23 protein-coding genes and 1 riboswitch are annotated in these 24,420 nt (G+C 63.7%); of the genes, 18 read left to right on the forward strand and 5 right to left on the reverse strand.

Annotated elements, in window-relative coordinates; genetic code table 11:
• Position 1: 1 nt before the first annotated feature.
• The 13 genes from eutC (at position 2) to L6D80_RS15415 (ending at position 14,266) form a co-directional block, all read left to right on the forward strand.
• Complete coding sequence (gene eutC / locus L6D80_RS15355; RefSeq protein ID WP_176516110.1) at positions 2-820, forward strand: ethanolamine ammonia-lyase subunit EutC; 819 nt, start codon at positions 2-4, stop codon at positions 818-820.
• Positions 821-926: 106 nt separating this feature from the next.
• Positions 927-1,385, forward strand: a complete 459-nt coding sequence (locus tag L6D80_RS15360) for a GNAT family N-acetyltransferase (protein WP_054900837.1) — start codon at positions 927-929, stop codon at positions 1,383-1,385.
• Between the two features lie 192 nt (positions 1,386-1,577).
• On the forward strand, positions 1,578-2,225 hold the full coding sequence (locus L6D80_RS15365) for a DedA family protein (protein ID WP_054900836.1): 648 nt from the start codon (positions 1,578-1,580) through the stop codon (positions 2,223-2,225).
• Between the two features lie 9 nt (positions 2,226-2,234).
• Positions 2,235-3,050, forward strand: coding sequence for a M90 family metallopeptidase (locus L6D80_RS15370; RefSeq protein WP_176516108.1), 816 nt, complete (start codon positions 2,235-2,237; stop codon positions 3,048-3,050).
• A gap of 93 nt (positions 3,051-3,143) precedes the next feature.
• Entirely contained in the window at positions 3,144-3,671 is a 528-nt protein-coding gene (gene ppa, locus L6D80_RS15375) for an inorganic diphosphatase (RefSeq protein ID WP_016484715.1), read from the forward strand.
• A gap of 177 nt (positions 3,672-3,848) precedes the next feature.
• The gene (locus L6D80_RS15380) at positions 3,849-4,550 is read left to right on the forward strand and encodes a LexA family transcriptional regulator (RefSeq protein WP_054900834.1); all 702 of its coding nucleotides are present in this window, start codon (positions 3,849-3,851) and stop codon (positions 4,548-4,550) included.
• Positions 4,551-4,868: 318 nt separating this feature from the next.
• Positions 4,869-5,375, forward strand: a complete 507-nt coding sequence (locus L6D80_RS15385; RefSeq protein ID WP_054900833.1) for a sigma-70 family RNA polymerase sigma factor — start codon at positions 4,869-4,871, stop codon at positions 5,373-5,375.
• Complete coding sequence (locus tag L6D80_RS15390; protein WP_176516106.1) at positions 5,372-6,328, forward strand: FecR domain-containing protein; 957 nt, start codon at positions 5,372-5,374, stop codon at positions 6,326-6,328. Before L6D80_RS15385 ends, L6D80_RS15390 begins: the two co-directional genes overlap by 4 nt.
• Positions 6,329-6,423: 95 nt before the next feature.
• Entirely contained in the window at positions 6,424-8,886 is a 2,463-nt protein-coding gene (locus L6D80_RS15395) for a TonB-dependent siderophore receptor (RefSeq protein ID WP_176516104.1), read from the forward strand.
• Between the two features lie 124 nt (positions 8,887-9,010).
• Positions 9,011-9,703, forward strand: coding sequence for a response regulator transcription factor (locus tag L6D80_RS15400; RefSeq protein WP_176516102.1), 693 nt, complete (start codon positions 9,011-9,013; stop codon positions 9,701-9,703).
• Positions 9,703-11,040, forward strand: a complete 1,338-nt coding sequence (locus L6D80_RS15405; RefSeq protein WP_176516100.1) for a HAMP domain-containing sensor histidine kinase — start codon at positions 9,703-9,705, stop codon at positions 11,038-11,040. Before L6D80_RS15400 ends, L6D80_RS15405 begins: the two co-directional genes overlap by 1 nt.
• 83 nt (positions 11,041-11,123) lie before the next feature.
• Entirely contained in the window at positions 11,124-13,355 is a 2,232-nt protein-coding gene (locus tag L6D80_RS15410; RefSeq protein ID WP_054900828.1) for a TonB-dependent siderophore receptor, read from the forward strand.
• Between the two features lie 20 nt (positions 13,356-13,375).
• Positions 13,376-14,266 carry an alpha/beta hydrolase gene (locus L6D80_RS15415; protein WP_054900827.1) on the forward strand — a complete coding sequence of 297 codons (891 nt, stop codon included), beginning with the start codon at positions 13,376-13,378 and terminating at the stop codon, positions 14,264-14,266.
• Positions 14,267-14,305: 39 nt separating this feature from the next.
• Here L6D80_RS15415 and L6D80_RS15420 read toward each other — a convergent pair whose 3' ends face one another.
• Positions 14,306-15,511 (reverse strand): RtcB family protein, encoded by a 1,206-nt coding sequence (locus L6D80_RS15420; RefSeq protein ID WP_176516098.1) that lies wholly within the window; start codon positions 15,509-15,511, stop codon positions 14,306-14,308.
• A 92-nt stretch (positions 15,512-15,603) separates the two neighbouring features.
• Positions 15,604-15,745: riboswitch (FMN riboswitch) on the forward strand.
• A gap of 80 nt (positions 15,746-15,825) precedes the next feature.
• On the opposite strand from L6D80_RS15420, the gene ribB reads away from it, so the two are divergent.
• The 5 genes from ribB (at position 15,826) to L6D80_RS15445 (ending at position 21,704) form a co-directional block, all read left to right on the forward strand.
• The gene (gene ribB / locus L6D80_RS15425) at positions 15,826-16,476 is read left to right on the forward strand and encodes a 3,4-dihydroxy-2-butanone-4-phosphate synthase (protein ID WP_176516096.1); all 651 of its coding nucleotides are present in this window, start codon (positions 15,826-15,828) and stop codon (positions 16,474-16,476) included.
• Between the two features lie 98 nt (positions 16,477-16,574).
• On the forward strand, positions 16,575-16,817 hold the full coding sequence (locus L6D80_RS15430; RefSeq protein WP_054900824.1) for an exodeoxyribonuclease VII small subunit: 243 nt from the start codon (positions 16,575-16,577) through the stop codon (positions 16,815-16,817).
• Positions 16,814-17,701: a (2E,6E)-farnesyl diphosphate synthase gene (ispA, locus tag L6D80_RS15435; RefSeq protein ID WP_054900823.1), complete on the forward strand. Its 888-nt coding sequence runs from the start codon at positions 16,814-16,816 to the stop codon at positions 17,699-17,701. Before L6D80_RS15430 ends, ispA begins: the two co-directional genes overlap by 4 nt.
• Positions 17,702-17,826: 125 nt before the next feature.
• Positions 17,827-19,722, forward strand: coding sequence for a 1-deoxy-D-xylulose-5-phosphate synthase (dxs, locus tag L6D80_RS15440; protein ID WP_176516094.1), 1,896 nt, complete (start codon positions 17,827-17,829; stop codon positions 19,720-19,722).
• Between the two features lie 104 nt (positions 19,723-19,826).
• Positions 19,827-21,704 carry a TonB-dependent receptor domain-containing protein gene (locus L6D80_RS15445; RefSeq protein ID WP_176516092.1) on the forward strand — a complete coding sequence of 626 codons (1,878 nt, stop codon included), beginning with the start codon at positions 19,827-19,829 and terminating at the stop codon, positions 21,702-21,704.
• On the opposite strand, the gene L6D80_RS15450 is transcribed toward L6D80_RS15445, so the two are convergent.
• The 4 genes from L6D80_RS15450 to L6D80_RS15465 form a co-directional block, all read right to left on the reverse strand.
• Positions 21,682-22,494, reverse strand: a complete 813-nt coding sequence (locus tag L6D80_RS15450; protein ID WP_176516090.1) for a cobalamin-binding protein — start codon at positions 22,492-22,494, stop codon at positions 21,682-21,684. The two genes, L6D80_RS15445 and L6D80_RS15450, sit on opposite strands and share 23 nt — an antisense overlap.
• Positions 22,494-22,913: an MFS transporter gene (locus L6D80_RS15455; protein ID WP_176516088.1), complete on the reverse strand. Its 420-nt coding sequence runs from the start codon at positions 22,911-22,913 to the stop codon at positions 22,494-22,496. The genes L6D80_RS15450 and L6D80_RS15455 overlap by 1 nt, the downstream gene beginning before the upstream one ends.
• Positions 22,910-23,527, reverse strand: coding sequence for a GTP cyclohydrolase II (gene ribA / locus L6D80_RS15460; protein ID WP_054900818.1), 618 nt, complete (start codon positions 23,525-23,527; stop codon positions 22,910-22,912). Before ribA ends, L6D80_RS15455 begins: the two co-directional genes overlap by 4 nt.
• 133 nt (positions 23,528-23,660) lie before the next feature.
• A complete protein-coding gene (locus L6D80_RS15465) occupies positions 23,661-24,404 on the reverse strand; it encodes a substrate-binding periplasmic protein (protein ID WP_176516087.1) in 744 nt (247 codons plus the stop codon).
• Positions 24,405-24,420 lie beyond the last annotated feature (16 nt).

Genomic DNA, 24,420 nt, shown 5'->3' on the forward strand with positions numbered 1-24,420 from the left:
CATGGACCATCGCACGCCCACCCCCGAGAACCCCTGGCTGGCCCTGCGCAGCCTGACCCCGGCCCGCATCGCCCTGGGCCGCAGCGGGATCAGCCTGCCGACCGGCGCGCAGCTGGATTTTCAGTTCGCCCATGCCCAGGCCCGCGACGCCGTACACCTGGCCTTCGACCACACTGCCCTGGCCGAGCAATTGAAGGGCCGCGGGCGCGACAGCCTGGTGCTGCACAGCGCCGCCAGCGACCGTCATCAATATCTGCAACGCCCTGACTTGGGCAGGCGCCTGAACGAAGACTCGGCCGAGCAGTTGCGCCAACACGCCCAGGCCAACCCGGGCGGAGTCGACCTGGCCATCGTCGTTGCCGATGGCCTTTCGGCCCTGGCCGTACATCGCCATACCCTGCCGTTCCTGGCCCGTTTCGATGAGCAAGCCGCCGCCGATGGCTGGAGCAGCGCACCGGTGGTGTTGGTGGAGCAGGGCCGAGTGGCCGTGGCCGACGAAGTGGGCCAACTGCTTGGCGCGCGCATGACCGTGATGTTGATTGGCGAACGCCCGGGGTTGAGCTCCCCTGACAGCCTGGGCCTGTATTTCACCTACGGGCCACGGGTCGGCCTGACGGACGCCTACCGCAACTGCATTTCCAACGTCCGCTTGGAAGGCCTCAGCTACGGCATGGCGGCCCATCGCCTGCTCTACCTGATGCGCGAGGCCTGCCGCCGGCAGCTGTCGGGCGTGAACCTGAAGGACGAAGCAGAAGTCCACGCCATCGACAGTGAGCACACGCCAAATCAGAAAGGAAACTTCCTGCTCGGTGAAGGTTAAGCACATGTCACGGAAGGCGGATTGCGCTTCAGGCCGGCTTTGGGCAGCATGCCCTGAACGCTGCTGGCATTCCGCTGTTTCCCCAAATGGACTCTGAGGACCGCACATGCGCATCATCAAGGCAAGCCTGCAACACCTCGACCTGCTCACCCCGCTGTTCGTCAGATACCGGGAGTTCTACGGGCAGTTGCCCTACCCGGACAGCTCGCGCAGCTTTCTGGAAAAGCGCTTGAAACGCGACGAGTCCGTCATCTACCTGGCGCTGCCGGATGATGACGACAACAAGTTGCTGGGCTTCTGCCAGTTGTATCCAAGTTTTTCGTCGCTGTCGCTCAAGCGGGTATGGATCCTCAATGACATCTACGTGGCCGAAGACTCGCGGCGCATGCTGGTGGCCGACCACCTGATGCGCGAAGCCAAGAAAATGGCCCGGGACACCAATGCCGTAAGGATGCGGGTTTCAACCAGTGCCAACAATGAGGTGGCGCAGAAGACCTATGAATCCATCGGCTTTCGCAAGGACACCGAATTCGAGAGCTACATCCTGCCGATCAGCCAGGACTGACTTGGGCCGGCCTCTTCGCACAAAACGCCGCGAAGGGGCCAGCACCGGCAGCTTCCGGTAACCCCCCGCTACAAACTCCCCGGGCATGATTCCGACTTAGTCGTATAATGCCTGCTCCTGACATGTGTGAAAATTTACCCTCCCGCAGGTCCCCGAGCCCGTAGCTGCGGGTCAAGAACACAGGTGCTGTACATGGATTTCAACCCGCTGGACCTTATCCTGCATCTCGATGCTTACCTCGATCTGCTGGTCGCCAACTACGGCCCCTGGATCTACGCCATCCTGTTTACCGTGATCTTCTGTGAAACCGGCCTGGTGGTAATGCCGTTCCTGCCTGGTGATTCCCTGCTGTTCATCGCCGGCGCCGTGGCTGCCGGTGGCGGCATGGACCCGGTGCTGCTGGCAGGCCTGCTGATGGTCGCGGCGATCCTGGGCGACAGTACCAACTACGTGATCGGGCGAACGGCGGGCGAACGGCTGTTCAACAACCCCAATTCGAAAATCTTCCGCCGCGACTACCTGCAGCGCACCCACGAGTTCTATGAACGCCATGGCGGCAAGACCGTGACCCTGGCGCGCTTCCTGCCGATCCTGCGCACCTTCGCGCCGTTCGTTGCCGGCATCGCCCACATGCATTACCCACGCTTCCTGGCGTTCAGCGTCGCCGGTACGCTGCTCTGGGTAGGCGGGCTGGTCACCCTCGGCTACTTCTTCGGCAATGTGCCCTTCATCAAGCAGCACCTCTCCCTGATGGTGCTCGGCATCATCTTCCTGTCGCTGGTACCGATGATCCTCGGCCTGCTGCGGGGCCGCCTGAGCCGCGCGGCCAAGGCGCACTGACCCAAGGGCATGTGGTCCTTGAGCGCCTGGCGGCGCAAGCGCACCCTGGCGCGCTATCCGGTCGATGCACAGCAATGGCAGGCGGTTCGCCAACGCCTGCCAATGCTCGATGGCATCAGCGACGATGAAGACCGCTGGCTGCGCGAAGCCTGCATCCTGTTCCTGCTCGACAAGCACCTGACCACGCTGCCCGGCGTGGAGCTGGACGACGAGCAACGCCTGTTCCTCGCCGCCCAGGCCCAGCTGCCACTGCTGCACCTGGGCGAGCTGAACTGGTACCAGGGCTTTCACGAGATCATCCTCTACCCCGACGACTTCAAAAGCCCCCAGCGCCACCGCGACGCCAGTGGCGTGGAACATGTATGGGACGGCGAGCACAGTGGCGAAGCCTGGCAGCAAGGGCCGGTGATCATGGCCTGGGCCGGGGTGCTGCACAGCGGCGGTTGGGAAGCCTACAACCTGGTGATCCACGAACTGGCGCATAAGCTCGACATGCTCAATGGCGATGCCAATGGCCTGCCTCCGCTGCACAGTGGCATGCACGTGGAGGAGTGGGCCAGCGCCATGCAGCAGGCCTATGACGACCTCAACCGTCAGCTTGACGCCAACCCTGACAGCGAAACCGCCATCGACCCTTACGCGGCCGAAAACCCGGCGGAATTCTTTGCCGTCACCAGCGAGTACTTCTTCAGCGCCCCGGACCTGCTGCACCAGGCTTATCCACAGGTGTACCGGCAGTTGTCGCTGTTCTACCGGCAAGACCCGCTGGCCCGCCTTGCCAAGCTGCAGGCCGAGCACCCGGACTACCGCGAAAGCCACGCCTGATGCGCCCGCGCATCTGGTCGGGCGTGGCATGCCCTGGCGGAATGTGCCTATAATCGCCGCCACTTTTTTGATCAAACACGGGGGCACTGCCCAATGAGCTACAGCAAGATTCCGGCAGGCAAAGACCTGCCGAACGACATCTACGTCGCCATCGAGATCCCGGCCAACCACGCGCCGATCAAATACGAGATCGACAAGGACAGCGACACCCTGTTCGTCGACCGTTTCATGGCTACCCCTATGTTCTACCCGGCCAACTATGGCTTCATCCCGAACACCCTGGCTGACGACGGTGATCCGCTGGACGTGCTGGTCGTTACCCCGTACCCGGTAGCGCCAGGTTCGGTCATCCGCGCCCGTCCGGTTGGCGTGCTGAACATGACTGACGACGGCGGCGGCGACGCCAAGGTCATCGCGGTGCCACACGACAAGCTGTCGCAGCTGTACGTCGACGTGAAGGAATACACCGACCTGCCAGCCCTGCTGATCCAGCAGATCGAGCACTTCTTCGCGAACTACAAGGACCTCGAGAAGGGCAAGTGGGTCAAGATCGAAGGCTGGGACGGCGCCGACGCCGCCCGCGCCGCGATCACCAAATCGGTCGCCGCCTACAAGGGCTGATACTGGTTGGTTCGCAAAAAGCCCCGCTTGTTCGGGGCTTTTTTGCGACCGCTGCTTAGGTAGTAAAAAACCCTACGCAGTCCTAATCCTGTGCCCTACACCCAGGCACTTTTCGCACAGAACGCGTCAACACCCGGTTCATATCCTTGCTAGCACTCGGCCGCTACACTCGGCCGCATGAACACATCCGGTGACCGCCTCAAGGCCCTCCTTCACGAGTGTGGCCTGACCCCTTCCGACTTCGCCGCCCAGCGCGGGGTCACCCCTCAGCACGTCAACAACTGGTTCAAGCGCGGCATTCCCCTGGCTCGCCTCGATGAACTGGCCGACCTGTTCTGCGTGCACCGCCGCTGGCTGCGCAGCGGCGAAGGCCCCAAGCACCCCTGCTCGATCCTGCGCACCTGCGCCACTCAGGTGGCATCGGGGGAGGCACCAACATCGCTGTGGAGCCACGATACCCAAGTGCTGCAAGTGCCCTATCACGAAGTGCGCGATGGCCAGCTCACGGTAATCGACGCCGTCTATCTGCGCCTTCCCGCCCAGGCGCTCAAGGCGCTGGGCGTTGCCGCACACCAGGCAGTCTGCCTGGCGATGCCCGCGGCCAACATGGCGCCCTGGATCCCCCGCGACGCGATGCTGGCCATCGACCTGAGCCAGACCCGCGTCATAGACGGTGAAACCTATGCCCTGCTGCACAATGGCCTGCTCAGGGTGAACAGCCTCAGCCTCGGGCACAACGGTACGTTGTGCTTGCATAGCTATGACCGGCGCAACTACACCGTGGAGCGCTTCACGCCCGCCCAGCGTCAGGCCGAACGCCTGAAAATACTCGGCTGGGTGTTTCACTGGTCACATTTCCGCCAGCAGCGCCCTGGCTGAAACACCCTGTGCCATTTTTTGCTGGGCATCCTGGGCGAGCCCTTGTATGCTACGCGGCACATTCAGCCCCGCCCGGCGTAAGCCGCGCAGCAGAGGGCTCGGCAGCGGTCCACACGATCGTTCGCCATCTCTTCAGGCCCTTGATGGCCACACAGTTAAGGCGGTTGCGGCTTACCATAAATTAGTCGGAAACGTCCCCGAGAAGCCGGCCACAAGCCGGCTTTTTAATGCCTGAAATCCACGCAGAATGTCGTTTTGCCAGTCTCCGCGTAACATGTAATGATAATCCCTATCATTAACGGGCGTAGACCTTCCTCCATGGCCGCGACAGACAGCAGCGATACCCTTCATAGCCTTTATCGTGAAAACCATGGCTGGCTGCAGGCGTGGCTGCGCAGGCGCCTGGGCGATCGTGAGCATGCCGCCGATGTCGCTCAGGATACGTTTGTGCGGCTGATGGTATCGGGGCGTTTGCCTGGCCCGCTGGAGAGTCGAAGTTACCTTGCGCAGATCGCCCGTAACCTCGTGATCGACCAATGGCGGCGCCTGCGCATCGAACGCGCCTATCTGGAAAGCATCGCGCACTTGCCCGAGCCTGTGTCACCGTCGCTCGAAACCCGGGCGCTGATCCTTGAAACGCTGATGCAGATCGATGCGATGCTCGACCGCATGCCCGAGAACGTGCGCAAGGCGTTTTTGCTGTCGCAGTTCGAAGGCCTGAGTTACGCGCAGATTGCCGAGCGCCTTGGTGTCACGGTCAGCTCAGTGCAGAAGTACATGACCCAGGCGATTGTCGCCTGCTATCGCCTGGCCTACGAACCATGAGCAGGCCGGCCGATGGCCCGATCGACGCCCTGATCGTCGAACAGGCCAGTGAGTGGATGATGCTGCACTGGGGCGGTGAGCTGGACGCTGACCAGCGTCAGGCCTTCGCGGCCTGGCAGCACGCTCATCCTGAACATCGACGCGCCTGGCAGCGTTTACAGCAATTGCAGGAAACCTTCGGCGCGGTGCCGGTGGACTGTGCACGGGCGGTGCTGCGCGACAGGCCAGACCCCCAGCGACGCGCGGCCTTGAAGCAGCTCGGGCTACTGCTGGTCGCCGGCGGCGGTGCTTACCTGTTGCAGGACCAACTTCCCTGGCGTTCAACATTTGCCCAACACCGCACGGCCACCGGCGAAATCCGCCACATGGTCCTGAGCGACGGTACCCGGCTCGACCTCAATAGCAACAGCGCCATCGACCTTCGCTTCACTGCCCAGGAACGCCGGATCCGCCTGATCAGTGGCGAGATTCTGCTCACCAGCGGGCACGACGAAAACCGCCCATTGATCGTGGAAACCGGCAATGGTGACGTGCAAGCGCTGGGGACGCAGTTTTCGGTGCGTGAAGTGAACGACGGCACCCAGGTGCAGTTGTATGACGGCCAACTGCGCATCAGCCCGCGCCATGGCCCGGCGGTGTACATGAACGCCGGTAATAGCCTGTGGTTCAGTGACGATGCCGTCAGCCCCATCCGCCCCGTGAACCCCAACAGCAGCAGTTGGAGCACAGGCCGTCTGATAGCCGAACGTCAACCGTTGGGCCACTTCCTGGCTGAGCTGGCACGTTATCGGCCAGGCTGGATTCGTTGCGACGAGGCAGTTTCGAACCTGCTTCTGACCGGCGTGTTTCCGCTGGACGACACCGACACCGTGCTCAACGCCCTCGAGCGTACGTTGCCGGTGCGGGTCGAGTCCGTCACCCGCTACTGGGTGACGGTGAAACGCCGCGCCTGAGCAAAAATATTTTCAGACAGCCTTGTCGGTTTTCATCTCTCGTTCGGGATAGGTCTTGAAAGCAAATCAGACGCAATCTCACGGGGAGTTCCAGAGTGCCGTACCATCCGCCACAGAAAGTGTTTCCGTTGACAGGCGCGTTGCGCAAAGGCATGTTCGCCACCTTGCTGGCCGCCGCGCCAACGCTGCCCAATCTGGCGTGGGCCGCAGACGCCAGCATGAGCCAGACGCGCCAATATGCCATCGCTGCCGGCAGCCTGGACCAAGTGCTGAATCGCTTTGCCAGCGACGCGGGCATTCTGCTGTCGGTGGATGCGCAGTTGACCGAGGGCAAACGCAGTGCCGGCTTGCAGGGGCATTTCGACGTGGCCCAGGGGCTTGAGCGCCTGCTGGCCGGCAGTGGCTTGCAAGCCGTTTACACCCAAGGCGGCTGGTCCTTGCAACCGGTGCAAAGTGGCCCGCTGCAACTTGGCGCCACCAACGTCAGCGCGCCCGAGGCAGTTGAGAACGCCTGGGGGCCGGTGGAGGGTATCGTCGCCAAGCGCAGTGCAACCGGCTCCAAGACCGACTCGGCACTGGTGGAGATACCGCAAACCATCAACGTCGTGACGGCCACCGAGATTCAGTCCCGCGCCGCTCAAAGCGTGACCGAAGCGCTGCGCTACACCCCAGGCATCACCGGTGGCGGCTTTTCTGACCGGGTGAAGCTGTTTGATGAACCAACGTCGCGCGGCTTCTCGCCGACGCCGTTGTACCTGGATGGTCTGCACCTGCCCTATGGTGGCGGCAGCACTGGTGGCGCGCTGCAGATCGAACCCTACTCGCTGGAGCGCATCGAGGTGCTCAAGGGCCCGGCCTCGGTGCTGTACGGGCAAAACCAGCCTGGCGGCATCGTCAACCTGGTGAGCAAGCGCCCGACCGCCGAAGCGCTTCATCAGGTAAGGTTCGAGGCAGGCAGTTATGACCACAAAAGCGCCGCCATCGACCTCGGCGGGCCACTGGATGACGAAGGCAAATACCTGTACCGCTTGACCGCACTGGCCAACGACAGCAACGACGAAATCGATTACGTCGAGGACAAGCGCCAGTTCATCGCGCCCAGTTTTACCTGGCGGCCGAATGAAGACACCAGCCTGACGCTGTTCGCCCAGTACCAGAAAGACAAAGGCGTACCTGAAGCTCAGGGCCTGCCAGCAGTAGGCACGGTGTTCGACAACCCCAATGGCAAGATCGACCGCGACCTGTTTCTCGGTGAACCTGGCGTCAACGACTACCACCGTGAGCAATATGCTTTCGGCTATGAGTTCTCGCATCGCCTCAATGCCACCTGGACCCTCAAGCAGAATGCGCGCTATGCCCGGGTCAACGACCATTACACCGCGCCGCTGCATGGTTACCGTTTCGTCACCAACCCCATTACCGGGGTGAACGATCAGCGCTACACCACTCGGTATGGTGTGGACTGGCAACAGGACAACAAGGTCTTCGGCATCGATAACATCGCCCAGGCCGAATTCGACACGGGCCCGCTCAGCCATACCGCAATCGTTGGGCTGGATTACTACCACTTCAATTCGAAGTTCAATGGCCTGTACGACTACAACCCTCCGATCATCGACCTGTTCAACCCGGTCTACGGCCAGCCACTGCATTTTGGCAACAACTATCGCTGGGACAACACCATCACCCAGACCGGGTTGTACGCACAGGACCAGATCAAGCTCGACAAGTGGATTTTCGTCCTCGGCGGGCGCTACGACTGGGCCGAAACCAACAACAAGCAGCCACTGAGCAACGCCCGCACCGACAGCAAAAACGAAAAGTTCACTGGCCGTGGCGGGATCGTCTACCTGTTCGACAACGGTGTCGCCCCCTTCGTCAGCTACTCGGAGTCGTTCCTGCCGCTCACCGGCACCAATGCGCAGGGCAGCGCGTTCGACCCCTCGACCGGCAAGCAATACGAGGCCGGCGTAAAATACCAGCCGCCGGGGCAGAACAGTTTCGTGCAGGTTTCGGCGTATGAACTGGAACAGAAGAATATCCTGACCACCGACCTCGGCAACCCAGGCTTCAGCAATCAAACTGGCGCCATTCGCTCCAAGGGTGTCGAGTTGGAGGCCAAGGCCGAGCTGACCGAGGCCTTCAGTGTGATCGCGTCGGCATCACGCAATGACATCAAGTACACCAAGGACAACGATGGCCGCAAAGGTCGTCACCCAGCAGGCAACCCACCGCTGACCGCAGCGCTCTGGCTCAATTACGTGGTGCTGGGTGAAACGCCATTGGCCGGTCTGGGTGCAGGCGTGGGCGCACGGTACGCCAGGAGCAACTACGGCGATGACTACGAAGGCGCATTCCAGATCCCGTCCTACACCGTGTACGACGCAAGCCTGACTTACGACCTGGGCCTCTCGGTGTTTCGCCTAAAAGGCTTGAAAATGGCGCTAAACGTGAAGAACCTTGCCGACAAGGAGTACGTCTCCAGTTGCATCAGCCAATGGGACTGCTACTACGGGGAAGGGCGCACTGTGGTATCGAGTGTGACGTACAACTGGTAATTGAAAGGCCCGGCGCAGCGATTTCGCGCAAAAGGCGTAGCCACTTGCACACTACGCCATTGCCCGAGATCGACGGCAGTGGGATGATTCGTAACTGATACGAATTCTCATCCAAGGCCCCGCCGTGCCCACCAAGCTGCTCCTCGCCGAAGACGATACGAACCTGCGCCAGGACCTGGAACGCCATTTCCTCAACCGTGGCTTCCTGGTCCAGGCCTGCGCCACCGGCACCCAGGCACTGATCGCCATGCAGCAACACCGTTTCGACCTGATGCTGCTGGACATCATGCTGCCGGGTGTCGATGGCCTGACCCTGCTCGACGAACTGCGCCGCCAGCAGGCTGTACCGGTGGTGTTGATGTCGGCGCTGGGAGCAGAACAGGACCGTATCAGTGGCTTTACCCGGGGCGCCGACGATTACTTGCCCAAGCCGTTCAGCCTGGCCGAGCTGAACGCCCGCGTCGACGCCCTTCTGCGCCGCGTCGCCCTCGACCGGCAGCCGCCCGAACCACGCAGCGAAAGCTCAGTAACCCTCGACCAGGCGCGCCAGGATGTCATCCACCACGGCAAGGCTGCCGGCCTTACAGGCTCGGAGTACCGTCTGCTGGTCACCCTGCACGCGCACCCTGGCGAAGCGCTGAGCAAGGCATTCCTCTATCAGACCGTGCTGCACCGGGCTTACACGCGCCTGGACCGTGGCCTGGATGTACACGTCTGCAACCTGCGGCGCAAACTCACCGACATCGGCGCCCAGCACCTGCAGATTCAGGCCGTGCGCGGCCAGGGCTACATCCTGGTGGATACGGGAAACACCTGATGCGCCGCCACCCCTTGCTGTGGAAACTCGCACTGCTGCAGGTCGGCTTCTGCCTGCTGCTGACCTGGCTGATCTGGACCTGGGGCCTGTCGGTGGAACGCAGCACCTACTTCCTGTCCCCGGCGGACCAGGCGTATATGGCCCGCTACGCACAACAGGCCGAAGACGCCTGGCGCAGTGGCGGTGCAGCGGGCGCCGAAGCCTACCGGCGGCAGCTGGAAGCCGACGAGGACACCTGGGTGGCGCTGATCGGCCCGCGCCTGGAAAGCCTAGGCAGCACGCCGCTCACAGCCGAAGAAGCAGGCCACTTGACCTTCATGCGCAAGCTCGACTGGCCGATGAGCCGACGCCTGCAGGACGAGCTGCCCTATGTCAGCATCGCATTCCCCGAACACCCGCAAGACGGCCGCCTGGTCATTCAGTTGCCCGAGCGCCTGCTGCCCACCGGCCTTACGCCGTGGACCCACGTGATCACCCACGGCGTTGCGCCAGCGCTGCTCGCCCTGCTGATGGGGCTGGCCCTGTATCGCCATCTGGTGGCGCCCCTCAACCGCCTGCGCGACCGTGCCGACGCGTTGCGAGCCGACGACCTCGACAGCCCCGGCCTGCCGCTGCAAGAACGCCGGGATGAGCTGGGCGAGCTGGCCCAGGCCTTCGAGCACATGGCCGGGCGGCTGCGCCAGAGCCTGGACCAGCAGCGCCTGTTGCTGCGCACGCTGTCCCATGAACTGCGCACACCGCTGGCACGGCTGCGCATCGCTCACGACAGCGATCTGCCACCGGCCCAGTTGCGCGAGCGCCTGGACCGCGAAGTGTACGACATGCAAAAACTGCTCGAAGACACCCTCGATCTGGCATGGATGGATACCGAGCAGCCACAACTGCTCACCGAGCCTGTGCTGGTGCTGTCGGTGTGGGAGGCGCTGTGCCAGGACAGTTGCTTCGAAAGCGGTTGGGATCCGTCGCGTCTGCGCTGTTCGCTCGACACCACATGCGTGGTCCAGGCCCACCTGGACAGCCTGGCCCAAGCGCTGGAGAACCTGTTGCGCAACGCCATCCGCCATTCACCGGTCGACGGCAACATCAGCCTCGACGGGTGGCGCGAAGGCGATCACTGGCACCTGCGCCTGAGCGACCAAGGGCCAGGGGTGCCGCACGATGCGCTGGACCGTATCTTCAAGCCCTATCAGCGCCTGGCCGACAGTGGCGCCGGTTTTGGCCTGGGCCTGGCCATCGCCCGGCGGGCCATCGAGCTGCAAGGTGGCCGCCTGTGGGCCTGTAATGGCCACCCGGGCCTGCACCTGCACCTGCTGCTGCCGATCGCCAAGAATGTTTAGAAAGTTAATGCGCTTTACTCTCAATTAAGAGTAATTATCATCCGTGATCTCTTGCATTCCGCTCGATGTTCCGGAGATCGATGATGTCGCCCCGCCCGCTTCCTTTCGCCCCGTTCCTGCTGTTGTCCAGCTGCCTGCTGAGCAGCGCCGTGCATGCCGCCACCGACCAGCCTGCGCCCATCGAACTGGAGAGCCAGAATGTCGTGGCCACGGCACTGGAAGAAACCAAGCAGGCACCGGGTGTGTCGGTCATCACCGCCGAAGACATCAAGAAGCGTCCACCCGCCAACGACCTGTCACAGATCATCCGCACCATGCCTGGGGTCAACCTGACCGGTAACTCCACCAGCGGCCAGCGCGGCAACAACCGGCAGATCGACATCCGCGGCATGGGCCCGGAAAACACCCTCATCCTGGTCGATGGCAAACCGGTCAGCAGCCGCAGTTCAGTGCGCTACGGCTGGCGCGGCGAGCGTGACTCACGTGGCGACACCAACTGGGTGCCCGCCGACCAGGTCGAGCGCATCGAAGTGATCCGCGGCCCGGCTGCCGCCCGCTACGGCTCCGGCGCCATGGGCGGGGTGATCAACATCATCACCAAGCAAGCCTCCGGCCAAACCCACGGCAACATGACCGTGTACCAGAACTTCCCCCAGCACGGTGACGAAGGCGCCACCAAGCGGGTGAGCTTCGGCCTCAACGGGCCGCTCACCGATGCCTTGAGCTACCGCGTGTACGGCAATGTCGCCAAGACCGACTCGGACGACTGGGATATCAATGCCGGCCATGAATCCGAGCGTAGCGGCAACCAGGTCGGCACCCTGCCCGCCGGCCGAGAGGGGGTACGCAACAAGGACATCAACGGCCTGCTCAGCTGGCGCCTGACGCCCGAGCAAACCTTGGAGCTGGAAGCGGGCTTCAGCCGCCAGGGCAACATCTACACCGGCGATACCCAGAACACCAACTCCAATGCCAACGTCAAGCGCATGCTGGGCAAGGAGACCAACATCCTGTACCGCGAAAACTTCGCCCTCACCCACCGGGGCGACTGGGACTTCGGCAGCAGCATGGCCTTCCTGCAATACGAAAAGACCCGTAACCAGCGAATCAACGAAGGCCTGGCCGGTGGTACCGAAGGCATCTTCAGCAGCACCGACTTCTACACCTCGACCCTGCGTGACCTGACCGCCCACGGCGAGTTGAACCTGCCACTGCACGCCTGGCGCGACCAGACCCTGACCCTGGGCAGCGAATGGAGCCAGCAAAAGCTCGATGACCCGAGCGCCAACACCCAGACCACCAGCGAAGGCGGCGCCGTCGACGGCCTGACCAGCAGCGGCCGCGCCACCACTTCGCAGGCACAGATCTTCTCGCTGTTCGCCGAAGACAACATCGAGCTGCTCCCCGGCACCATGCTCACCCCGGCGCTGCGTTTCGATCACCACAGTATGGTCGGCGACAACTGGAGCCCCTCGCTCAACCTGTCCCATGCGCTGACCGACACACTCACCCTCAAGGCCGGCATCGCCCGTGCCTACAAGGCGCCGAACCTGTATCAGCTCAATTCCGACTACCTGCTCTACAGCCGTGGTCAGGGCTGTTATGGCCAGAGCACCAGCTGCTACCTGCAGGGCAACGACAACCTCAAGGCCGAAACCAGCGTCAACAAGGAACTGGGTATCGAGTACCAGCAGGGCGGCTGGGTGGCTGGCCTCACCTACTTCCGCAACGACTACAAGAACAAGATCGACTCCGGCCTGAGCCCGATCGGCACCGCCACAGGGGGTTCTGGCAGCTACGCCAACGCTGCGATCTACCAGTGGGAGAACATTCCCAAGGCGCTGGTCGAGGGCCTGGAGGGCACGCTGACCATCCCGCTGACCGAGCAGTTGAAGTGGAGCAACAACCTCACCTACATGCTGCAGTCCAAGAACAAGCAAACCGGCGAAACCCTGTCGGTAACCCCGGCCTACACCCTCAACTCGATGCTCGACTGGCAAGCCACCGACGACTTGTCGCTGCAACTGAGCGTGGCCTGGTACGGCAAGCAGAAGCCGAAGAAATACGACTACCATGGCGACCGCGTCACCGGGTCCTCGAACGACCAACTGGCGCCCTATGCACTGGTCGGTACCAGCGGCACCTATGCGATCAGCAAAAACCTCAGTGTGACCGCAGGGGTCGACAATCTGTTCGACAAGCGCCTGTTCCGCGCGGGCAATGCCCAGGGGGTGAACGGTATCGACGGGGCTGGCGCAGCCACTTACAACGAACCAGGCCGCACCCTGTACACCAGCCTGACCGCGTCGTTCTGACGCCCTGAGGAGACTGCCGGATGAGCAAGATGCCCTTGTACCTCGCGCTGGCGCTGGCCCTCACGGCCCCGGTGGCCCTGGCGCAGCCGCAGCGTGAGCAGAAAATGGATACGTCACTGCTACAGCGGCAGGACTTGGCCTATCACTTCAGCCACCTTGACCTGGATTCGGCCGATGGCCAGCGCCATTACCGCCTGTGGATCGGCAAGCCAGACCGCCCGGCGCCCGCCGCAGGCTACCCCGTGTTGTGGATGCTGGATGGCAACGCGGCGATCGGTGCGCTGGACAGCGCACAGCTGGAGAAGCTCGCCGCTGGCCAGGCGCCGCTGCTGGTCGCCGTGGGGTACCAGACCGAACAGCGTATCGAGCGTGCCGGGCGGACCTATGACTACACCCCGGCAATCCCTGGGCTGGCCGAACAGCGCGACCCGCTGACCGGCCAGCCCAGCGGTGGCGTGGATGCGTTTTTCGACCTGCTGACCCTACGTATGCGGCCGATGGTGGCCGGTGTGGCCCCCATCGACCTCCAGCGCCAGACGCTGTGGGGGCATTCCTATGGTGGGCTGGCGGTGCTGCATGCACTGTTCACTCGCCCGGGAGCGTTCAGTGACTACGCGGCTGCCAGCCCATCGTTATGGTGGCGCGACGGGGCCATCGTTGCCGAGGCGCAGGGCCTGCAACAGCGCTTGGGTAACAACCGGCCGCAGTTGCTGCTGATGCGCGGAGGCGAGGAACCGTCCAACCCGCGAGCAGCGGTAAAAGGGGATGTGGAGCGACCGGCGCGGGAACTGGCGGCTGACCTGGCCAAGGTGCAGGGGTTGCAGGTGCGCTTCGAGCGGTTCGAGGGGCTGGGGCATGGGCCGATGTTGCCTGCTTCGCTCAGAAAAGTGATCGAAGGGATGTCGCAGTAGACCTGTAAGGCCCTATCGCCGGCGATAGGGCCATTACGGTCAACCCTTCACGCAGACTACCTGCCGCAGCGTGTGTACCACCTCAACCAGCGCCTGTTGCGCTCGCATCACCGCATCGATGTCTTTGTAGGCCATCGGTATTTCATCGATGACCTCCTTGTCCTTGCGGCATTCCACATGCGCCGTGGCCCGCCGCTGATCTTCCACGCTGAAGCGGCTCTTGGCCTTGGTTCGGCTCATTACCCTTCCGGCACCGTGGCTGCATGAGCAGAACGCGTCCTCGTTACCCAGCCCTCGCACGATGAAACTCTTGGCCCCCATCGAACCGGGAATGATGCCCAGCTGCCCCTTCTGCGCCGACACCGCGCCCTTGCGCGTAATCAGCACTTCACGCCCGAAGTGCTGCTCACGCTGCACATAATTGTGATGGCAGTTGACCGCCTCCAAGCTGGCCTGGAACGGTTTGCCGAGCACCTTGCGCGTGGCTGCGACAACCGCTTGCATCATCAGCTCGCGGTTGTGGCGGGCGAAGTCCTGGGCCCATTCCACCGCTTCGACATAGTCGGCAAAGTGCCGGCTGCCCTCCTCGAAGTACGCCAGGTCCTTGTCCGGGAGGTTCGCCAGGTGCTGGCGCATGTCCGCCTGGGCAAGTTCGATGAACAGGTTGCCGATGGCATTGCCCACGCCCCGCGAACCACTGTGCAGCATGAACCACACGCGGTCGGCCTCGTCCAGGCAGACTTCGATGAAGTGGTTGCCGCCCCCTAGCGTACCCAGGTGGTGGCGGTTGTTGGTCTTTTCCAGCCTTGGGTACTTGTCGGTAATAACCTTGAAGCGCCCGGCAAGCTGGCCCCAGAGCCGCTCTGCCGTACCGGGCACGTTGTCCCACGCGCCGTGGTCACGACGGCCGAATGTCTTGCCATGGGGCACCGCCTGCTCGATGGCACTGCGCAGGCCGTGCAGGTTGTCTGGCAAGTCGCGGGCGTGCAGCGACGTGCGCGCAGCAATCATGCCGCAGCCGATATCCACACCCACCGCCGCCGGGATGATCGCACCGACGGTAGGGATGACGCTGCCGATGGTCGAGCCCTTGCCCAGGTGCACGTCCGGCATCACCGCCAGGTGCTTGAAGATGAACGGCATCCTGGCCGTGTTGAGCAACTGCCGGCGTGCGTCGTCTTCGACCGGAACACCGTCGGTCCACAGTTTGATCGGCTTGCCGCCGGCGGCTTGAAGAATGTCCATTGGGCTGTTCCAGAAAGGCCATTGCCCCATGATACCGCCGAAGGTCGTAGACAGCAGGCTTGCCAGCAGGGTGGCCCGGTGTTGTATGCTGGCCGGGTCTTCAGGGCGGGGTGAAAGTCCCCACCGGCGGTAAATCGAAAGATGAGCCCGCGAGCGCTCCGGCCATGCCGGGGGTCAGCAGATCTGGTGCGACTCCAGAGCCGACGGTCATAGTCCGGATGAAAGAAGGCGTCAGGCAAGGGCCATTCGGGCGCCCTTGCGCGCGCATTTTGTTCGCCCCGAGACGTTCATCGATCAATCACGAGGAGCGTTTCATGTCCACCACGTATCATCCGCAATTCCCCAATGTGTCCGCCGCCATCGCCGCCTTCCAGGCCGGGCGCCCTGTGCTGCTGCTCGACGATGACGACCGCGAGGACGAAGCAGACATCGTTGCTGCGGCAGAAAACCTCTCCCTACAGACCATGGCCATGATGATTCGCGACTGCAGCGGCATCGTCTGCCTGTGCCTGGACGAGGCCACCGTCGATGCCCTGCAACTGGCACCGATGGTGCAGAACAACCAGGCCCGCCATGGCACCGGCTTCACCGTTACCATAGAGGCGGCCGAAGGCGTTACCACGGGGGTTTCGGCCCAGGACCGCATTACCACCATCGAGGCAGCGCTGCGCTCCACGGCGGCGCAACGCCATATCGTCAGCCCTGGCCACGTGTTCCCGCTGCGCGCTCGCGACGGCGGGGTGCTGACCCGTCGTGGGCATACCGAAGGCTCGGTTGACCTGGCCCGCCTGGCCGGGTTGCGCCCGGCAGCGGTGCTGTGCGAGCTGATGAACCCCGACGGCAGCATGGCCCGCGGCGAACAGGTGGCGGTGTATGCCCGCCAGTACAATCTGCCCGTGCTGACCATCGAAGAGCTGGCGCGCTACCGTGAGGCGATGCTGGAGCTGGAAGCTGTGCCCGCCTGATCAATCGACGGGGCCGGGGAATTCACCCTCAAGTTTGCTCCCCCCGCCCCGCTCTGCTAGTGTCGCGCCGTTCTGAACAGCCTCCGAGACCCGTCGCCATGGCCCGCAAAAAAGCCTCCATCGATTTCGAGCAATCCCTCGCCGACCTGCAAACCCTGGTCGAACGCTTGGAGAACGGCGAGCTGTCGCTGGAAGACTCGCTGGCCGCCTTCGAGCAAGGTATCGCCCTGACCCGCGATTGCCAGGGCGCCCTGGCCCAGGCCGAGCAGAAAGTACAGATACTGCTCGAGCGCGACGGCGAGCTCGCCGCTCAGCCCTTCGATGCGGAGCCAGAGGCATGATCGGTGCCTACCAGGCCAGTAGCCAGGCGCGCGTCGATGCGGCCCTCGAACCCCTGTTCATCGCACCCACCAAGGAGCTTGAGCGGCTATACGCCGCGATGCGCTACAGCGTGATGAACGGTGGCAAGCGCGTGCGCCCGCTGCTCGCCTATGCCGCTTGCCAAGCGCTGGGCGCACCGGCCGAGCAGGCCAACGGCGCTGCCTGCGCGGTGGAGCTGATCCATGCGTATTCGCTGGTGCATGACGACCTGCCGGCCATGGACGATGACGACCTGCGCCGCGGCCAGCCGACCACCCACAAAGCCTTCGATGAAGCCTGCGCGATCCTAGCCGGCGACGGCCTGCAGAGCCTGGCCTTCAGTGCCCTGCTCGACCCACGGCTAAGCCCGCAGCCCGACGCCATCCGCCTGGCCATGGTCCAGGCCCTGGCCAAGGCTGCTGGGCCTGCGGGCATGGTGGGCGGCCAGGCCATCGACCTCGGTTCCGTGGGCATCAAGCTGGACCAGAAGGCCCTGGAATTCATGCACCGGCACAAGACCGGCGCGCTGATCGAGGCCAGCGTACGCCTCGGCGCCCTGGCCAGTGCCCGCGCCGAACAGGCCCAACTGGACGCCCTGCAGGCTTATGCGCAGGCCATCGGCCTGGCGTTCCAGGTGCAGGACGACATTCTCGACGTGGAAAGCGACACCGCGACCCTTGGCAAACGCCAGGGCGCCGACATCGCCCGCGACAAACCGACCTACCCTGCCCTGCTTGGCCTGGAAGCGGCCAAGGCGTATGCGATCGAACTGCGCGACCAGGCGCTGGTCGCACTGGAAGGGTTTGGTGACAACGCAGAACCGCTGCGGGCGCTGGCGCGTTACATCGTCGAACGCCGGCACTGATTGACCGGCGCCGTTCTGCGGCCCTTCGTCGGCGAGCCAGCTCCATACGACACCCGTCTGAATGGGCAGTATTTCCCACAATGGGGTAAACTGCCGCGTCTTAAACATCTATAACGACTCGCCTGATGCCCACGACGTTTCAAGAGATCCCCCGCGAACGCCCGGTCACGCCGCTGCTTGACCGTGCTGACACGCCTGCCGGCCTGCGTCGGCTGGCCGAAGCCGACCTGGAGACCCTGGCCGACGAGTTGCGCCAGGAGCTGCTCTATACCGTTGGCCAGACCGGTGGGCATTTTGGCGCCGGCCTGGGCGTCATCGAGCTGACGATCGCCCTGCACTACGTCTTCGACACCCCGGACGACCGGCTGGTGTGGGACGTAGGCCATCAGGCCTACCCGCACAAGATACTCACTGGCCGCCGCAACCGCATGCTGAGCCTGCGTCAGAAGGATGGCATCGCCGCCTTCCCGCGCCGCAGCGAGAGCGAATACGACACCTTTGGCGTGGGTCACTCCAGCACTTCGATCAGCGCAGCGCTGGGCATGGCCATTGCCGCCCGCCTGCAGAACAGCGCACGCAAGTCGATCGCGGTGATCGGCGACGGCGCCCTGACCGCCGGCATGGCCTTCGAGGCGCTGAATCACGCCCAGGAAGTCAACGCCGACATGCTTGTCATCCTCAACGACAACGACATGTCGATCTCGCGCAACGTCGGCGGGCTGTCCAACTACCTGGCCAAGATCCTCTCCAGCCGCACCTACGCGAGCATGCGCGAGGGCAGCAAGAAGGTCCTGTCGCGCCTGCCCGGTGCCTGGGAAATTGCCCGCCGCACCGAGGAATACGCCAAGGGCATGCTGGTACCCGGCACCCTGTTCGAAGAGCTGGGCTGGAACTACATCGGTCCGATCGACGGCCATGACCTGCCGACCATGATCGCCACCTTGCGCAACATGCGTGACCTCAAGGGCCCGCAGTTCCTGCACGTGGTGACCAAGAAGGGCAAGGGGTTCGCCCCGGCCGAGATCGACCCGATCGGCTATCACGCCATCACCAAGCTTGAGCCTGCCGACAAACCGGCTGCCCCGAAAAAAGCCAGCGGCCCGAAGTATTCCGCGGTGTTCGGCCAGTGGCTGTGCGACATGGCCGCCACCGACAAACGCCTGGTAGGCATCACGCCAGCGATGAAGGAAGGCTCCGACCTGGTCGCCTTCAGCGAGCGCTACCCGGAGCGCTACTTCGATGTGGCAATCGCCGAGCAGCACGCCGTCACCTTGGCGGCCGGCATGGCCTGCGAGGGCAGCAAGCCAGTGGTGGCGATCTACTCCACCTTCCTGCAGCGCGCCTACGATCAGCTGATCCACGACGTGGCAGTACAGAACCTTGACGTGCTGTTCGCCATTGACCGTGCAGGCCTTGTTGGCGAAGACGGCCCCACCCATGCAGGCAGCTACGACCTGTCGTACCTGCGCTGCATCCCGGGCATGCTGGTGATGACGCCAAGCGACGAGAATGAACTGCGCAAGATGCTCACCACCGGGCACCTGTACAACGGCCCCGCAGCCGTGCGCTACCCGCGTGGCAGCGGCCCCAACGCACCGATCACCGACGACCTGCTGCCGCTGGAAATCGGCAAGGGCGTGGTACGGCGCCAGGGCGAAAAAGTCGCACTGCTGGTGTTTGGCGTGCAGCTGGCCGAGGCGCTGCAGGTTGCCGAGCCACTCAATGCCACCGTGGTCGACATGCGCTTCGTCAAACCGCTGGACGAGGCCTTGGTACTTGAATTGGCCGCCAGCCATGAGCTGCTGGTGACCATCGAAGAAAACGCCATCATGGGCGGTGCCGGCGCTGCCGTGGGTGAGTTCCTGGCTAGCCAGGCTCTGCTCAAGCCGTTGTTGCACCTGGGGCTGCCGGACATCTATGTGGAACATGCCAAGCCGGCGCAGATGCTGGCCGAGTGCGGGCTGGATGCTGCCGGCATCGAGGCTTCGGTGAAGGCTCGGATGGCCAAGCTCGGCCTGTAAGGCTCACTGGCCAAGATGACCCATTCGCGGGTAAACCCACTCCCCCCGGGCTCAATACGGCCCCTGTGGGAGTGGGTTTACCCGCGAATGCTTTGGAAGCACCGATGAAACGTCCGACCCTCGCCACCTTGCTCTGCGTCCCCGCAACAGTCTTCGCCGGCGAAGCCGCCCGCGACGCTGCGTTGAAACTGCCCGATGTACTGATCAGCGCCAACCGCCAGGTCGAGTCGCGCACCGCCACCAGCGCCGCCAACACCGTCTTTACCCGCAGCGACATCGACCGCCTGCAACCCACCAGTGTCACCGACCTGCTTGCCCGTGTGCCCGGTGTACAAGTCGCGCCCACCGGTGGTCGTGGCAGCCTGCCGGGCATCTTCATCCGGGGCACCAAGGCCGCCCAGAGCCTTGTGCTTGTCGATGGCGTGCGTATTGCCAACGCCACCTCCGGCGACAGTGGCCTGCAGTTTCTCGATGTCGACCAGATCGAGCGCGTCGAAGTGCTGCGAGGCTCGCGATCGGCCATCTATGGCAGCGACGCCATCGGCGGGGTCATCCAGATCTTCACCCGCCGAGGCGACAGTCAGGGTGTGCACCCCCGCCTGCGCCTGGCGGCAGGCAGCAATCAGACGTTCCAGCGCAGCCTGGGGCTTTCTGGCGGTGACGGCGCCACCCGCTTCAACCTTGGCGCCAGCCTCGACGAAACCGCCGGCATCGACTCGACCCGGCCGTCGTTCGCCAGCGACGCTGACCATGACGCCTACCGCAACCGGTCGTTCAACCTGAGCCTGAGCCACACCTTGGGCGAACGCTTCGAGGCCGGCCTCACCCTGCTCGACAGCCGCGGCCGCAGCGAATACGACAACCCGTTCGGGCGCTTCGACCTCGCCACGTTCGAAAGCGTTGGGCAAAAGCCCTACACCGATTTCACTGTCAGCAGCCTCGGCACCTACTTCGACGCCCAGTTCAGCGAACGCTGGCATTCGCGGCTGGAACTGGGCCACAGCGAAAATCGCGATGACAAGCGTGACAAGCTGAGCGACGAGCGCTTCGTCTTCAACACCTACCGCGACCAACTCACCTGGCAGAACGACCTGGCACTAACCGACCAGCACAGCCTGCTGATCGGTGGCGACTGGTATGAAGACCGTGTCCACGCCAGCACCGACTTCACCGAGGACAGCCGCTGGAACCGCGCCGCGTTCATCCAGCACCGCTTCAGTGGCGAGCAGTTCTCCACCGAAGTCGGCGTGCGTCGTGACCAGAACCAGCAGTTCGGCGGCCAGACCACCTGGGGTGGCAGCCTGACCGTGCCGCTGAATGCACACAACGATGTACTGCTGTCCTACAGCGAAGGTTTTCGGGCACCAACCTTCAACGACCTGTACTACCCGCAGTACAGCAACCCAGGCTTGAAACCCGAACACTCCAGGAGCTACGAGCTGCAGTGGCGTAGCCAGCTCACAGCCGACAGCCGCCTGGAAACCTCGCTGTACCGCACCGACCTGCGCGATGCGATCATCTTCGGCCAGGATTCGATCCCGGGGAACGTTGCCGCAGCGCGCATCAACGGCCTGGAAATGGCGCTGGACCAGCAGTGGGGCCCATGGCGCAGCCAGCTCGGCCTGGCCTTGACCGACCCGCGTGATCGCGACAGTGGCCACACCCTCGCCCGTCGCGCCCGGCGTACCTTGAGCCTGGACCTGGACCGCCAGTTCGAGCGCTTCAGTGTGGGGGGCAGTTGGCAGGCCGTGAGCGGCAGCTACGACGACGAGGCCAATGGCAACCGCCTCGGCGGCTATGGCCTATTGGGCCTGCGTGGCAGTTGGACGGCGAGCGATACACTGAAGCTGGAAGTGAAGCTGGATAACCTCTTGGACAAGGCCTACAGCCGGGCGCTGTACCGCTACGACGATGCCAGCCACGGCTACCGCGAAGAGGGCCGCACGGCGCTGTTCAGCGTTACCTGGACACCGGCACTGTAGCCGCCAGCACTGCGCACAGGCGGGCAGTGGCTTCAATCATCTGCCCGCTAGGGCGCTCCAGGCCCTTGTCTGGCACCACCAGCAAACGGTCCCCCGCCACGGCACTGAGCCCAGGCCATGCCTTCCAGCTTGCCAGCTGCGCCCGATCGCCTGCCAGGATCACCTGTGGATCGCGCTGCAGCACCGCCTCCACACTTACCTGCGGCGCCGGCTGGTTCAGGTCGGCAAAGATGTTGCGTGCGCCACACACCGCCAAGGCATCGGTGACCACCTGGTGCCCGCCGAGGGTGTACAACGGCCGGTCCCAGACCTGGTAGAACACCCGTAGCGGCTGCTCGCGCCGATACTGCTGACGCAACTGCTGCAGCCGACTGCGCAGGGCCAGTACCTGCTGCCGCCCCCGCTCGGCCCGGCCCACCTGCACCGCAACGGCTTCTATCTGCTCGAGCAATTGCTCAAGGTCATGGGGTTCGGCGCTGTAGGTCGCGATGCCCAGGCGCTTGAGCTGATCACGCTGGGCCGGTGCCACACCCCCTGGCCAGACCAGCAGCAGGTTTGGCTTGAGGCTTAGCAAGCGCTCCATGTCCAATTGCCCCTGGCGCCCTACCGACGGCAGGTGGCGCAAGGCCGCCGGCCGCTCGCCGCCGTCGACCACGCCCACCAGCAGGTCGTCGGCCTGCAGCTCAAGCATGATTTCGCTCATAGAAGGCGCCAGGCTGACCACACGCAACGGTTCGCCAGCCTGGACGGCGCAGGCCAGCAGGGCCAGCAGGCAAAGCAGGCCGCGCATCACGCCAGTTGACGCGGTATGCGGTAGAGGTAGAGCAGCACCACGGTGGATAACGCCAGGAGGATCTGCGGCACCGCCTCCAGCCCAACCAGTACCGACAGTGCGGCGACCCAGGCGGGGAAGCAGGCGAACAACATGGCCATGCGCCGGACCTGCGCGAGGGTGATCCAGGCGGCAGGCTCTTCGGCAGTGCCCAGCACTTTGGAGGTCGCGATCAAGGCGCGCTTGTACGCGCCGAAGCGCGGCAGGCTGAGGAACATGGTCGCCGCCCCCGCGATGAACAGTGGCATGGCCAGCACCGGAATCAGTGCATCACCGCCGCCAAAGGCCCAGGCCATCACCGGCAGCGGCACCAGGCCGACCGCCAGGTACTGCCACCAGGCCAGCGCCAGACGCCGCTTCACCTCGCCCCGGGTCACGCCTGGGGCACCTCGCCCTGATGTTCGTTGCCCAGCATGTGACCGAGCTTGCCGGCCTTGGTCGCCAGGTAATAACGATTGTGCGGATTCTGCCCAGTGTGCAGCGGCACGCGCTCGGCGACCTTGATGTTCATGTCGGTCAGCGCCTTGACCTTGCGTGGGTTGTTGGTCATCAGACGCAGCGCTTTCACGCCCAGGTGCTCGAGCATCGGCAGGCATATGGCGTAGTCACGCTGGTCCGCGGCAAAGCCCAGGCGCTCGTTGGCCTCGACCGTGTCGGCACCACCGTCCTGCAACTCGTAGGCACGGATCTTGTTCAGCAGGCCGATACCACGGCCTTCCTGGCGCAGGTACAGCAGCACGCCACGGCCTTCACGGGCGATGGCCTGCAGTGCCGCTTCAAGCTGCGAACCACAGTCGCAACGCTGGCTGAACAAGGCATCGCCAGTCAGGCACTCGGAATGCAGGCGCCCCAGCACCGGCTCGCCATCGGCGATATCACCCAGGCTGAGCACTACATGCTCACGGCCGGTGGCTTCGTCAAGGAAGCCATGCATGGTGAAAGTCGCAAAAGGGGTCGGGAGTTTAGAGGCGGCAACAAAGACGACGGGCACGTTGTGCTCCTGGATTAAGTTGGAAATTTCTCGTGGGCCGATTGTATCAGCAGGTCGGCGCCTGCGCGCTCGCTGAATACCGTGGCTTAAGATCGAAAAGTTCGATGCTTAGGCTGTCTGGACCGGGCCGGGGTCACAGCGGCTTGCTGTCAGTGGTGAAGGGGTACGGCTGCTTCCAGTGCTCGAAGATCGGCTTCAGCTCACCGCTGCGCACCAGCTCGGCCATACGCCTGTCGAACAGGTCGCGCAGTGCCTTGGCCTGTTCGCTGCGGGAAAACGCCAAGTACAACGGCAGTTCGGCCACGTGGGTACGGCGGAAGCGCTGCGGTTGCGGGCTCTGCCCGAGCACGTAATCGACCTCGGTTTGCGCGTCGATGTAGAAATCTACGCGGTCATGCTCGAGCATTGGCAGAATGCCTTCGCGGCGCTGGATTTCACGAAAGTTCTTCGCATTGGGCAGGTAGTTGCTGTAGTCGTAGCCACGCACCCAGGCCAGACGGTACTGGCCGACGGTGGCCAGGGTGGGCACCGGTTTGCTGGCGAGGCCAAGGGCATAGATGTGATCCATGTCGAAGTGCCAGCGGGGGTAGAGGTTGTCGCCGTTCTCCTCCTTGTAGGAGCCCACCCAGGCATCCGCCTCGCCACGCTTGACCAGCCCTACCGCACGGCTGTACGGCGCACTCTGGGTCACGACCTTGACCCCGGCAGGCTCGAAGACCTTGCGCAGCACATCCCAGGCCACCCCAGTGCCATCGGCATTGGTGTAGTCGAACCACACTTCACTGACCAGATGGACCTGCCTGGGCAGACCCTCGGCGGCCATGGCCCAAGGGGCAAGGCTCAGCATCATTGCCAGCAGCACAGTCCTTATGGCCATCAAAGCGCTCCCTGTT

This window comes from Pseudomonas ceruminis, assembly GCF_021602025.1.
Lineage (GTDB): Bacteria > Pseudomonadota > Gammaproteobacteria > Pseudomonadales > Pseudomonadaceae > Aquipseudomonas > Aquipseudomonas ceruminis.